This window comes from Microbulbifer celer, from assembly GCF_020991125.1.
Lineage (GTDB): Bacteria > Pseudomonadota > Gammaproteobacteria > Pseudomonadales > Cellvibrionaceae > Microbulbifer > Microbulbifer celer.
The window spans coordinates 941932-955000 of the sequence record NZ_CP087715.1 but is presented as its reverse complement, the minus strand read 5'-3'; the positions used below and the strand labels follow the sequence as shown (position 1 = coordinate 955000).

Below are 13069 nucleotides of genomic sequence, written 5' to 3'. Positions count from 1 at the left end.
CGACCCTTGAAGTGGCGCGCATTATAGCGGCCTCTCCGACCTTGGCAAGCGCTTTTTGAATTTCTTTTTCGAAGTAAAACTTCTTGAAAATCAAAGGCTTATCCTGCCAACCCCGCTGCGCTTTGCGTTGCCGCTCAAGCAGCGAGGGCGCGAACTATACGGGGCCACCGAAGGCTTCGCAAGATGTTTTCTCAAACTTTTCTGCAAAGCCAGCGGCGACCGCCGCACACTGGAAAAGCCCCGCAAACCACGGAGCTTTAACCATAAAAAAACACCCTCAATTGAGAGTGTTTTGAATATGGCGGTGAGGGAGGGATTCGAACCCTCGATGAGTGTTAACCCATACACCCTTAGCAGGGGCGCGCCTTCAGCCACTCGGCCACCTCACCGGACAACTTGTTGGAACCTTAGTAAGGCTCCTCTGCTTCCAACCCTGGAAGCGTCACAACCAGAAACAAATGTTCTTGGCTGCTGAAAGTGGGGGGCATCATACCAACGGCGAGACAAAAATCAATGGCAAATCAATAACTTTTTACACTTCACCAATGATCGCTCACTAAACATACAAACGTAAAAAAGGCCGGGAATTCCGGCCTTTTATCGCGTTGGCAGCAAGTCCCGACTGAACGGTTCCTTACTCGGCCCCCTCTTCACCTGAGGACTGCTTTTCGCGCTGGATGCGCTGATAGATTTCCTCGCGATGAACGGCCACTTCTTTCGGCGCATTGACACCAATACGTACCTGGTTGCCCTTCACACCCAAAACGGTAACCGTCACATTGTCACCAACCATCAGTGTTTCACCGATACGGCGGGTTAAAATTAACATTACCTACTTCTCCTTGATCATCCTGTGACTTGGTACGACCGGTTATCCCTGATGCGCACCTCGGGCCATGATAACCCGAGGACAACGCAAATTGAGAATCTTGCCCGTCACTTTCTTCAGTATTGTCCAGACGTCGAAAATCTCAACATGTCGGACCACACGCCATGTAACCGAATTGTTATGGATGTCGGCGACATCCATCACTCTGGTTATAGTTAACCTGATTTGGTTACCCTGCACTCTTTTCTTCAGATAGCTCAAACGCGCTGTGCAGAGCGCGTACGGCCAGTTCCAGATAACGCTCATCAATGATGACCGAGATCTTGATCTCCGATGTGGTGATCATCTGAATATTGATATTGTCTTCACCGAGCGCCTCAAACATGCGAGATGCCACATTGGCATGGGATCGCATACCCACGCCAACGATGGAAACCTTGGCGATCTTGTCGTCAGAAACGACTTCCCGCGCCCCAAGCTCCTGTGCAGCTCGCTCAAGCACCTTGCGCGCCTTGGAAAGGTCATTGCGGTGAACGGTGAAAGTGAAGTCAGTGGTTCCATCAATTGCACTGATGTTCTGCACAATCACATCAACTTCAATATTTTCTGCGCCAATCGGCGCGAGGATACGGCAAGCGACTCCCGGGGTATCGGGTACACCACGAATGGTCAGTTTCGCTTCGTCACGATTGAACGCAATACCGGATACAACAGGCTGCTCCATCTCACTACTTTCCTCATCCAGACTGATCAATGTGCCATTGCCCTCTTCAAAAGTGGAGAGCACGCGCAGAGGCACTTTGTATTTTCCGGCAAACTCTACTGCACGGATCTGCAATACCTTGGAACCCAGACTGGCCATCTCGAGCATCTCCTCGAATGTGATCCGGTCCAGCCGACGCGCGCTGTCTACGACCCGGGGGTCGGTGGTATAGACGCCATCAACATCGGTATAGATCTGACACTCGGTAGCCTCCAATGCGGCTGCCAGGGCAACGCCGGTAGTATCGGAGCCGCCGCGGCCAAGGGTGGTGATATTGCCTTCTTCATCCACCCCCTGGAACCCGGCAACAACAACTACCCGCCCCGCATCCAGGTCCCGTCGCATGCGCTCCACATCAATGCGCTGAATCCGCGCTTTGGTGTGGGCATTATCCGTCAGGATTTTGACCTGCCCACCGGTATAGGAGCAGGCATCATAGCCACGCTTTTTCAGAGCCATACTGAGTAGCGCAATGGTTACCTGCTCTCCAGTGGATACCAGTACATCCATCTCCCGAGGATCTGGATTTTCCTGGATCTGGCTGGCAAGGCCAATCAGGCGATTTGTCTCGCCACTCATGGCAGACAGCACGACCACCATGCCGTGGCCTTGCGCCCTGAATGCGGCCACTTTATCGGCAACAGCCTCAATACGCTCAATCGAGCCCACCGAAGTGCCACCGTATTTCTGCACGAACAAACTCATTGATCTAGTGTTTCCTTACTACTACGTATCCGCGCGGTGCCAGATTGCGCGTGTCGCGCACTAAATCACCAAACCACAGCCAAATCAACTGGCAAGTCCAATTTTTGGCTCAAATTAACCTGATAAGGTGCGCCGGTTCGCTGGACTCGCCTTTCTCGGCATTCAACCCAGCTGGCTTTCCACCCAGGATGGCACCTCTTTCAACAATCCAGGTAAAGCGGAAACATCTGTACCGCCCCCTTGAGCCATATCCGGACGACCACCACCTTTACCACCCAGCTTGCCCGCGGCGAAACGCATCAAGTCGCCAGCGGCCAGACGACCGGTCAGATCTTTGGTGACCGCGGCCACCAGCGCGACCTTCTCTTCCCCCGGCGCCGCCAGCAGAACCACACCACTACCGAGCTTGCTCTTCATCTGATCTGCGAGGTCGCGTAGAGACTTGGGATCGACACCATCCAAGGAGGCGGCAAGTAACTTAATCCCGGCAACATCAACGGCCTGACTGCTGAGATCGCCACCGGCACCACTGGCCAATTTGGTTTTCAGTTGCGCGACTTCTTTTTCGAGCTTGCGATTACTGGTCAGCAATTGCTCCACTTTATCTGCGAGCACGTCGGGGCGCACTTTCAACAGCGCAGCCGCGTGGTCGAGACGCTGCTGCGCTTCATCGAACATCGCCAGCGCATGTGCGCCGGTAACCGCCTCGATACGGCGCTGCCCGGAAGCGATGCCGCTTTCCGCAACGATACGCAGGAGACCGATATCCCCGGTGCGTGCGACGTGCGTTCCACCACAGAGCTCCACGGAGAAAGCGCCACCACTGGTCCGCTCGCCCATGGTCAGCACGCGCACACTGTCGCCATATTTCTCGCCGAAAAGGGCCATCGCCCCCTTGCTCTTGGCTGTCTCAATATCGGTTTCTTCGGTTTCCACCGGGGTATTGGCACGAATCTGGCTGTTCACCAGCGATTCAATAGCCCGCAGTTGCTTGTGCGTGACTGCTTCCGGGTGGGAGAAATCAAAGCGCAGGCGTTCGGAATCGACCAGAGAGCCTTTCTGGGTGACATGTTCACCCAGCACCTTGCGCAACGCTGCATGTAACAGGTGAGTGGCGGAGTGGTTCAACGCGGTTGACTGACGCACGTCATCCGCCACATCCGCTTCGACACGGTCACCGACAGCAATCCGGCCTTTCAGCAGTTTGCCCTGGTGCAGGTGATGAGCACCGAGCTTGGTACAGTCGGATACTTCAAAACGATTGTCACCTGACTGCAGATAGCCACTATCACCGACCTGGCCACCGGATTCCGCATAGAAAGGCGTGCGATCCAGTACTACGGCACCGGACTCGCCCTCCTCCAGCTGATCGACCTGTTCGCCATCCTTAATGATGGCAACGATATTTCCGGTTGCAGTTGTTGTACCGTAACCGAGAAACTCGGTCTCGCCGTCGATTTCCACCGTTCCGGTGTAATCCACCTTGAATTTGCCCGCGGCGCGCGCCCGTTCTCGTTGGGCTTCCATCGCTGTTTCGTAACCGGCCATATCCAGCGTCAGACCACGCTCACGGGCAATGTCCTGGGTCAGGTCGACAGGGAAACCGTAAGTGTCATACAGCGTGAAAACCAGCTCACCGGGAATTTCATCACGCTCCAGTGAAGCCAGCCCCTCTTCCAGCAACGCCATGCCTTTATCGAGCGTTCTTGCAAACTGCTCTTCTTCTTTGCGCAAAGCATCCTCAATCAGCGCCTGCTTTTCCTGCAGTTCCGGATAAGCTTCTCCCATCTGTCCGACCAGGGCCGCCACCAGCTTGTAGAAGAAGGTCTGCTGATGCCCCAGCTTGTGGCCATGGCGCACAGCGCGGCGGATGATGCGGCGCAGCACATAGCCGCGCCCTTCATTGGAAGGCATTACGCCATCGGCTATCAGGAAGGAGCAGGAACGGATATGGTCCGCAATCACCCGCAGGGACTTTTCTTCCAGATCGTCGCAGCCGACAACCGCGCCCGCGGCCTTGAGCAGCGCCTGGAACAGGTCGATCTCATAGTTTGAGTGCACGCCCTGCATCACTGCTGCGATACGCTCGAGGCCCATGCCGGTATCCACCGAGGGCTTGGGAAGCGGGTGCAGCTCGCCATCGGCGGTGCGTTCGTACTGCATGAATACCAGGTTCCAGATCTCGATGTAGCGATCCAGATCGTCGTCCTCGGACCCGGGAGGGCCACCGGGCACGTCGGCACCGTGGTCGTAGAAAATTTCAGAGCTGGGGCCGCAGGGACCGGTATCGCCCATCTGCCAGAAGTTGTCTTCGTCCAGACGGGAGAAGCGATCGGCGCTGACGCCCACTTCTTTCAGCCAGATATCTGCCGCTTCGTCGTCACTGATATGGACGGTCACCCAGAGACGCTCCTCCGGCAAACCGAGCACGCCGGTCAGAAATTGCCACGCAAACTGAATGGCTTCACGTTTGAAATAATCGCCAAAACTGAAGTTGCCCAGCATCTCGAAGAAGGTGTGGTGACGCGCGGTGTACCCAACATTCTCGAGGTCATTGTGTTTACCACCCGCACGCACACAGCGCTGGGAGCTCGCTGCACGGTTGTACGGGCGGGGCTCCTGGCCCAGGAATGTATCCTTGAACTGCACCATGCCTGCATTGGTAAACATCAGGGTCGGGTCGTTACCGGGTACCAGGGAGCTGGACGGCACCCGAGTGTGCCCCTGCTCGGCAAAGTAATTGAGAAATGCTTCGCGTATCTGTGCGCTCTTCATCCAGCCAAATTCCACATCGTCGGTTAAAGCTTGCAGCGACAGCATCCGCTACCGCCAGAGAATATTATTTCGGAGACCGTTATTCCGGCAGGTCTTGTGCCAGGTCGCCCTCGCGCATTGTGCACTGGGCCAGTAAATGGATATGCAGGTGGAACACCGTCTGACCTGCGCCACTACCGTTATTGATAATCAGCCGGAAACCACTTTCTTCGAGCCCCAGGCGCCGCGCCAGCTCGGCAGCCACCCACATCAGGTGCCCGAGGAGCGGGGCATCCTCTTCTTGCGCCGCCGCTACGTTGACCAGCGGCTTGCGCGGAATGATCAGCAAGTGCGTGGGTGCCTGTGGCGCGCGGTCCTCGATGACAATGCACTGGTCATCCTCATAGACACGCCTGGCGGGTATTTCGCCGGAGAGGATTCGGCTGAATACCGTCTGCTCGCTCATAGAAACGCCCTCTTACTGTCTGCGACCCCGCTCAACACGAGACCTACATCGCAGTTGGTGGTTACTTTTCCAGTTTCTCGTCCACGCTCAGTTGCCGCGCCTCGGATTCCAGCATGACGGGAATACCATCGCGCACCGGATACGCAAGACCGCTGGCTTTACAGATCAACTCCTGCTGTTCTTCACGGTATTCAAGTGGTGCCTTACTGACCGGACAGACCAGCAGGCTCAGTAGTTTCTTGTCCATGGTGTACCCCGCCATACCCGCGACAGCGGATTGCCGCGCAGAAAAAAGACCGCGTATGGTACAACGCTTTTGTGGGGTTTTCACGAATGACGGGGCCTGCGGCTGTCCCGAGGGCACGAGTGGAAGGCTGCGACCCCGGATTAGAAAGCGCGACAGGCGGACACCGCACGTAACCAGCCCTCCAGGAGCTGCCGCCGCTGGGTTGCGGGCATCTGCGGGAGGAAATCCCGCTCGATATTCTGCAGGCATCTCGGCTGCCGGCCCGGTTGCCACAGGGATGCGCCGATCCCCGCCAGCAGCGCCGCACCCACGGCGGTGGACTCGACCTGTCGCGGTCGCTCTACGCGAATACGGCTGATATCCGCCTGAAATTGCATCAGGAAGTTGTTGGCACTCGCGCCACCATCGACTCGTAGGCAGGCGAGCTCCATCCCCAGTGCCTGCCCCATCAACTGCGCCAGCTCATGGCTCTGGTAGGCGATGGACTCCAGTGTCGCGCGCACGATTTCTGCGCGCCCCGCACCCCGGGTCAGGCCAAACAGGGCCCCGCGCGCACGGGCGTCCCAATGAGGGGCGCCCAGACCACTGAACGCGGGCACCAGGTAGACCCCGCGGGTATCCGAAATACTGTGGGCCAACTGCTCACTGTCCGAAGCCTGCTGGATCAGCCCCAGGTCATCACGCAACCACTGCACTGCTGCGCCGGCATTGAACACCGAGCCCTCTATGGCATAAACCGGTTGCCCCGCGTCGTCACAGGCGATCGTGGTCAACAGCCCCGCCGGAACAGATGGGCGCTCGGTACCGGCGCAGGCGAGCATGAAACAGCCAGTCCCGTACGTGTTTTTCACCGCGCCGGGGGCCACGCAGCCCTGGCCGAACAGCGCCGCCTGCTGATCCCCCGCCACCCCAGAAATCAACACTTCCGCACCGAGAAACGAAGTCGGGTCGGTGATCGCAAAGCCGGCCGCAGACGGCAGGATTGTGGGCAGCAGGGACTCGGGGCACTCGAACAGCTCGAGCAGCTCCGGATCCCACTGATGTGTATTGATGTTGTACAGCTGGGTGCGGCTGGCATTGCTGTGATCGGTGAGATGGGCGCGGCCACCGGTCATCTTCCAGATCAGCCAACTGTCGATAGTGCCAAAGCAGAGCTCTCCCCGCCGCGCTCGCCGGTGTAGCTCCGGGTACTCGCGAAATATCCACTGCAACTTGCTGGCAGAAAAATAGGCGTCCACCACCAGGCCGGTCTTTTCCGCGATCCAGGCCTCCCGTCCCGATGCGCGCAGCTCATCGCAGATCGACGCGGAGCGGCGGCACTGCCAGACGATAGCGGGACAGACCGGCTCTCCGGAACTGCGATCCCAGAGCACGCTGGTTTCGCGCTGATTGGTGATACCGACTGCTGACAACGCGCCAGCAGTGATCCCCGCTCGCTGGAGCGCCGCCGCGCACACACGCAGCGTCACCTGCCAGATCTCGCTGGCATCGTGCTCTACCCAACCGGGATTCGGATAATACTGCGGGAATTCGGAATAACTGCGCCCCCGCAACTTGCCGCTGTGATCGAAAACAAACGCCGTGGTACCGGTAGTGCCCTGATCGATGGAGAGAATCATCCGTGGCTCGCTATCTGTCGAATGGCTGGGAGCAGTATATACCGGCGTCGCCGGGCAAAGGCAAAGCCCCCGCCACGCTACGCTACGCTACGCAGTCAGACTCGCGCTGTGCCCTTCAGGGGATCACTCATCCCCGCTGCGATCCAGCTCCTCGATGGCAAACTGGACGGCATCCCCGGAAAATCCCCGGTAGGCCAGGTAGCGTTGGCGGCGGGCACGCTCTTTCTGCTGGTCCGCCCAGGGTAGCGCGCGGCTTACCGGCGAGCGGAATTTGCGCTGCAACTGTTCACTGGCGTGCTGGAACCAGTCCAACTCTGACTGCAATTGATCGATAGAGGACTCAATCAGATCGGCAGCAATCCCCTTCTGCCGCAACTCCTGGCGGATACGGATAGGGCCGTGGCCGCGCATTACCCGGCTGCGGGCAAACACCTCGGCAAAGCGTTGGTCGGACTGGTAGTTGAGTTCCTGCAGACGCAAAAATGCTTTTTCGAAATCCGCTTCGGGAAAGCGAGCATCCAACTTTTGCCGCAGTTCGTAGCAGGAGTATTCCCGCCGGGAGAGGAGATCCAACGCTGCGCTAAACAGCGCCTGATCTTGCTGAGCGCGCTCGGACGAGCTGGACTCATGGGGGGCCTCAAGACCGGTAGCTTGGCAAGGGGCCTCGAGTGATTCCGCCGGCTGTGCTGTGACACAACCGGCTTGAGAACCAGAAAAGGAATCTGGGGGCAGAGACAAAATCAGTCTTCCGCAGCCTCGACGGCCTCTTCTTCTTTCGGCGGCACCAGATCACCCAGCAACTGGGCGCGCAGCTGGCCTTCGATCTCGTTGCGGAGATCCACATTTTCTTTCAGGAATTTGACGGCATTCGCCTTGCCCTGACCGATCTTGTCGCCCTTGTAGCTGTACCAGGCACCGGCCTTGTCCACCAACCCCAGCTTGACGCCATAGTCGACGATCTCCCCCAACAGGTTGATACCCTGACCGTACATGATCTGGAACTCGGTCTGTTTGAATGGCGGTGCCACCTTGTTCTTGACCACTTTCACGCGGGTTTCGTTACCCACGACCTCATCGCCTTCCTTTACAGAGCCGATGCGACGGATATCCAGACGCACCGAGGAGTAGAACTTGAGCGCGTTACCACCGGTAGTGGTTTCCGGAGAGCCAAACATCACACCGATCTTCATACGGATCTGGTTAATGAATACACACAGGGTGTTGGTATTCTTGATGTTGCCGGTCAGTTTACGCAGGGCCTGGGACATCAGGCGGGCCTGCAGACCGACGTGGGAATCCCCCATCTCGCCTTCAATTTCCGCACGCGGCGTCAGTGCCGCCACGGAGTCGACGACCAGTACGTCAACCGCACCGGAACGTACCAGCATATCCGCCACTTCCAGCGCCTGCTCACCGGTATCCGGCTGGGAAACGATCAACTCGTCAACGTTTACCCCCAGTTTCTCCGCATACTCCGGGTCGAGCGCGTGCTCCGCATCCACGAAAGCACAGGTGCCGCCCTTGCGCTGAGCTTCGGCGATCACCTGCAGGGTCAGTGTGGTTTTACCAGAGGATTCCGGGCCATAGATTTCAACGATACGGCCACGGGGCAGGCCGCCAATGCCGAGAGCGACATCCAGCCCCAGGGAGCCGGTGGAGATCGCAGGGATACGCACGCGCTCCTTGTCCCCCATGCGCATGACGGTGCCTTTACCGAACTGGCGCTCGATCTGAGACAGCGCCGCGTTTAAAGCCTTGTCTTTGTTGGAATCCATGACCCTTCCCGTGTACTTGAAATTGACTGGGTAAATATTGTTGATTGCGGGGAAGCTTAGAGAAAAATCACTGTATAAGCAACCAGTAATCCGGGATTCGTCGTCACCGGTGTCCCAGCTGGCACGGAGGAACCGCTTACAGGCAGCCTCCCGTTACAGGTGACTCTCGGCGATGGAGAGCAATCCCCGCAATGCCTCCGCCACCGTCTGCGACTGAACCTCGTGGCGATCGCCGCTGAACTGTATACAGCGGGCATCCACCGTTACCGGTTCCTGCCCCTCACCGTGGGCCCAGGCGATCCATACCGTGCCCACAGGTTTGTCTTCAGTGCCCCCATCGGGGCCGGCGATACCGCTGACCGCTACTGCCAGGTTGGCATCGAAGCGGTTGAGGACCCCCACCGCCATCTGTCGCACCACCGGTTCGCTGACGGCGCCCAGGCGCGACAGATCTGTGGAGTCGACACCCAGCACTTCATGCTTGATTCGATTGGAGTAGCTCACCACGGAGCCCTCAAACCAGGCCGAAGCACCCGGAACAGCGGTGATTGCCGCGGCAACGGCGCCGCCGGTACAGGACTCGGCGGCTGTCACCTGCCACTTGCATTGCTGCAGGGCGGCGCCGAGACGCTCCGCCAACGCCAACATGTCATCACTCACAGACGCTCTCCCGCTTGTGTACCTTTCTGCACTTTCTTCAATTCCCTATACGAAAGCATAATCATGGCCGAGGTCCCGCAGCCGGCCAGCCTAACAAAACCGTCAATGGCCGTCAGGCGCTCACGCAGACTCTTCTTCCGGACTGGCAGCGGGTACACCGGAAGCCACATTCATCCCGCGACGCCGCAATTCGATTGTCCGCTGCCAGTCAACCGCCGGCGAAGCCTCGGCGCTGCGATCGCTGAGGTCCCAGCAGGTCACCTGCGCCTCCACGGCGTTTTTCGCCCGGGCAAAACGGACAGTCACGAAATTATGCACGGTCGCCTTGCATGGGAAATCTCGTGCCAGCCTTCCCGCCTCGGCATACTGCACCGGAGTGCTGATGTTTCCCACCGGTCGGGGCGGGAAATGTGTCACCGGCTGCTTCGGCCCGGTGGTGGCGCTTGGTAGACAGGCCAGGGGAGAGGAGACCACCTCCACCAACGATTTGCCATTGAGATGCATTGTCGCGAGACGACTAAAGTGCACGTCTCCTGCCAGAATCATCACATCCTGAGCACAGTCGTTCAGTGCCTGAACCAACTCCGCGTACTGGCCGGTATCGGTCAGTGCGTGGTCCCCCCAGCCGTACTTCACTTTCAACGCCCTCAGACTCCAGCGGCGCCGAAATTGCCAGGGTGTTACCAGCGGTGCCGGCAAGACCAGCACACCGGGGCTCTGCAACCCCGCCAGCCAGGCTTTGCAGTCCGCAAGAGACCGATCGTCGGTCATGCCACTATCGCGCCCTGCCCCCCGGCTGAGGCGGGTATCCAGAGCAAAGAAGCTCAATTCATTCCCCACATCAAATTGCGCCGAGGGGACTCCATCCGGCTGCTGGTAGGCGCGAAACAGCTCTCTCGCCAACCGCTGCCAGGTATCGTGCAGTACCGGGTTACGGAGACTGCGCAGAAAACCCGGCCGATTGGGATAATCGTTCCAGAATTCATGATCCCCGGCGAGAAAGTAGCTGGCACCTGTGCGCAATACTTCCCGCAAACCACCGCGCCAGTTCTTACGATACTCATTGGAAAACACCGAGCCCAACAATCGTCGGATGAATTCTTGTCCACGCTTTTTAAAGGTGCGGAAGTTCATCGCGCTGAAACCGGCAATGGGCGACGGTGCGAGGTTGGAAAATGCCGTATCCAGATACACCTGATCACCGCCGAGAAACGTGACATCCGGACGGTGATCCAACGGGAGTGCACGAAATGCGCCCCGCAACGCCTGTTGATCCTCACGGCGATAAAAACAGGTGCCGTACCAGGCTGTGAAACCGCGAGAGAGATCCGACGGACATGCACGCAGGCTCGCGGCAGCCAGTGGGGTGTCACCGTCACCGGCCCGCCGCACCAGGCGCACCTGGTAGTGGGCTCCCGGTATCAGGTCGAGTTCCAGCAAGGTGTAACACAGGCCGGGCGCTTCGCGCTCGAGGGAGAGCGGGCACTCGCCCGGGGCTTCGGGAGCTTGCAGGCAGTCGGTTTCCCAGCAAAGAAACAATGACGAAATGTCAGCACTGAAACTGCCCACCCATATCTGTACCCGCCCCCCCGGCAAATAGCGGTGTGGTGACACGATAAAATTTCCCGACGGCGGGCTTGCGTGATCTGGGGCGCGATCCATGCTGGTATCCGGTTGTATTATTGTCACGGCAGGGGTTAAACCGTGCATGTTCGCAGAAATTTCCACTAGATCAAGCAGGTGCCAAAGCCGTGGAAGCTTTTTTACTACTGATACTGTTCGCCGCCGCCGTGTGGCTGATCCCCTACTTCTGGCGACGCTGGCGCAGACAGCACCTGATGGCGCAGCCACTCAGCACCGAACAGCAGTCCTGGCTCGAGCAGAATCTTGCCCTCTACCCACGGCTGCCCGACGACCAGCAGCAGGAGTTGCGCAGCCATATCAGTCTGTTTCTACGCGATAAAGCGTTTGTGGGCTGCAACGGCCTGAAAGTCACCGAGGAAATGCGGGTAACCGTTGCCGCCCACGCCTGCCTGTTATTGCTGCAGAGAGCCAACAACTGCTACCCGAACCTGCGTACGATTCTGCTCTACCCGGACGCCTATCTTGCAGAGGAAACCCATCGCGATGGCTACGTGGAATCCGCGCATCTGAGCGCTCGAGCGGGCGAGGCGCACTACCGGGGGCCGGTAGTGCTCTCCTGGGCCGATCTCCAGCAGGGGCTGGCGCAACCGCAACAGGGGCACAATGTGGCGATTCACGAGTTTGCCCACAAGCTCGATGAAGAAGATGGCTACGTGGATGGCCGCCCGCTATTTGACTCTGTCGAGGCGGGCAAGGACTGGGCGCCGGTAATGCGCGACGCATTTGCTGCCCTGCGCCAACGGCTGCATGCCCTGCATACAGAAATCCAGGGCACAGAAAGTCAGCCTGATGAAGGAGAAAGAGAGGTCAGCGAAGAGAAGGACGATCCACCGTCGGTGCTGGACACCTACGGCGCCCAGTCGCCCGCCGAGTTTTTTGCTGTCGCCACAGAGGCCTATTTTGTCATTCCGACGGCGATGCAAGCAGCGCACCCGGCACTGTATCGGGAACTGCAAAAGTTTTACCGAACAGATCCTGCCGCGCTGCTTCGTGGAAATCTTGCGGACGGTTGATATCGCAATTGATGGCCGGGTCGGCGACCTCGATATCCTGCACACAGTCGCAATACAGGCGCAGCACTTTCTCTACTGTAGCGCGGCGCAATCGGGCCAGGGCGCTGAAATAGCGCCGACCAATCACAATTGGATAGCCTCGCGTACCCGCACAGACGGGCACCAGAATGCGGTCCTCCGCGGCATTTTCCAGCAGTTTCTGCAGGGTTTGGGGCTCCACAAAAGGCATATCACCGAGGCAGACCAGTACCGCACGGGGGTTGGCCCCCTGCCGTCGGAAGCGCTCCACCGCCGCCACCAGGCTGGCGGAGATTCCAACCGGCCAGACAGGCGCGTGCACCAGTTGAACGGGCAAGTGGGTAAACAGCGGGGATATGATAGGGTCTCTGGCGCGGAGAACTACCTGAACCCGGGTCTCGGGAATCGATTCCGCAGCGGCCAGGGCGTGCTGCACAGTCTGCACCAACATCGGCTCACCCTTGATATTGGCGAGGCGCTTATCACTACCAAAACGATGGGAATATCCGGCGGCCAATACAACGATTGCATATTCCATAACGTTTTCTCCAGCGTTTTTTAATAGCGGTTGATTGT

Annotated in this window: 12 protein-coding genes and 1 tRNA gene; 1 reads left to right on the top strand and 12 read right to left on the bottom strand. The window is 58.5% G+C overall.

Annotated elements, in window-relative coordinates:
- Positions 1-299: 299 nt before the first annotated feature.
- The 11 genes from LPW13_RS03765 to LPW13_RS03715 form a co-directional block, all read right to left on the bottom strand.
- Positions 300-389: transfer RNA gene (locus tag LPW13_RS03765), tRNA-Ser, on the bottom strand.
- A 245-nt stretch (positions 390-634) separates the two neighbouring features.
- Positions 635-829 (bottom strand): carbon storage regulator CsrA, encoded by a 195-nt coding sequence (gene csrA, locus LPW13_RS03760; RefSeq protein WP_230438110.1) that lies wholly within the window; start codon positions 827-829, stop codon positions 635-637.
- A gap of 229 nt (positions 830-1058) precedes the next feature.
- The gene (locus LPW13_RS03755) at positions 1059-2297 is read right to left on the bottom strand and encodes an aspartate kinase (protein WP_230438109.1); all 1239 of its coding nucleotides are present in this window, start codon (positions 2295-2297) and stop codon (positions 1059-1061) included.
- A gap of 162 nt (positions 2298-2459) precedes the next feature.
- On the bottom strand, positions 2460-5072 hold the full coding sequence (gene alaS, locus LPW13_RS03750; protein ID WP_230439143.1) for an alanine--tRNA ligase: 2613 nt from the start codon (positions 5070-5072) through the stop codon (positions 2460-2462).
- 79 nt (positions 5073-5151) lie between these two features.
- Positions 5152-5517: a histidine triad nucleotide-binding protein gene (locus LPW13_RS03745; RefSeq protein ID WP_230438108.1), complete on the bottom strand. Its 366-nt coding sequence runs from the start codon at positions 5515-5517 to the stop codon at positions 5152-5154.
- A gap of 61 nt (positions 5518-5578) precedes the next feature.
- The gene (locus LPW13_RS03740; RefSeq protein WP_230438107.1) at positions 5579-5764 is read right to left on the bottom strand and encodes a Trm112 family protein; all 186 of its coding nucleotides are present in this window, start codon (positions 5762-5764) and stop codon (positions 5579-5581) included.
- Positions 5765-5904: 140 nt separating this feature from the next.
- A complete protein-coding gene (glpK, locus tag LPW13_RS03735) occupies positions 5905-7383 on the bottom strand; it encodes a glycerol kinase GlpK (protein WP_230438106.1) in 1479 nt (492 codons plus the stop codon).
- 123 nt (positions 7384-7506) lie between these two features.
- Complete coding sequence (locus tag LPW13_RS03730) at positions 7507-8121, bottom strand: regulatory protein RecX (protein WP_230438105.1); 615 nt, start codon at positions 8119-8121, stop codon at positions 7507-7509.
- Positions 8122-8123: 2 nt separating this feature from the next.
- Positions 8124-9158, bottom strand: a complete 1035-nt coding sequence (recA, locus tag LPW13_RS03725) for a recombinase RecA (protein WP_230438104.1) — start codon at positions 9156-9158, stop codon at positions 8124-8126.
- A 153-nt stretch (positions 9159-9311) separates the two neighbouring features.
- Positions 9312-9818: a CinA family protein gene (locus LPW13_RS03720; RefSeq protein ID WP_241292479.1), complete on the bottom strand. Its 507-nt coding sequence runs from the start codon at positions 9816-9818 to the stop codon at positions 9312-9314.
- A gap of 120 nt (positions 9819-9938) precedes the next feature.
- Positions 9939-11480: a metallophosphoesterase family protein gene (locus LPW13_RS03715; protein WP_230438103.1), complete on the bottom strand. Its 1542-nt coding sequence runs from the start codon at positions 11478-11480 to the stop codon at positions 9939-9941.
- Between the two features lie 89 nt (positions 11481-11569).
- Between LPW13_RS03715 and LPW13_RS03710 the strand changes: the two genes are divergently transcribed.
- A complete protein-coding gene (locus LPW13_RS03710; protein WP_230438102.1) occupies positions 11570-12475 on the top strand; it encodes a M90 family metallopeptidase in 906 nt (301 codons plus the stop codon).
- On the opposite strand, the gene LPW13_RS03705 is transcribed toward LPW13_RS03710, so the two are convergent.
- Complete coding sequence (locus LPW13_RS03705; protein ID WP_230438101.1) at positions 12366-13031, bottom strand: nucleotidyltransferase family protein; 666 nt, start codon at positions 13029-13031, stop codon at positions 12366-12368. The genes LPW13_RS03710 and LPW13_RS03705 overlap by 110 nt on opposite strands.
- Positions 13032-13069: the final 38 nt, after the last annotated feature.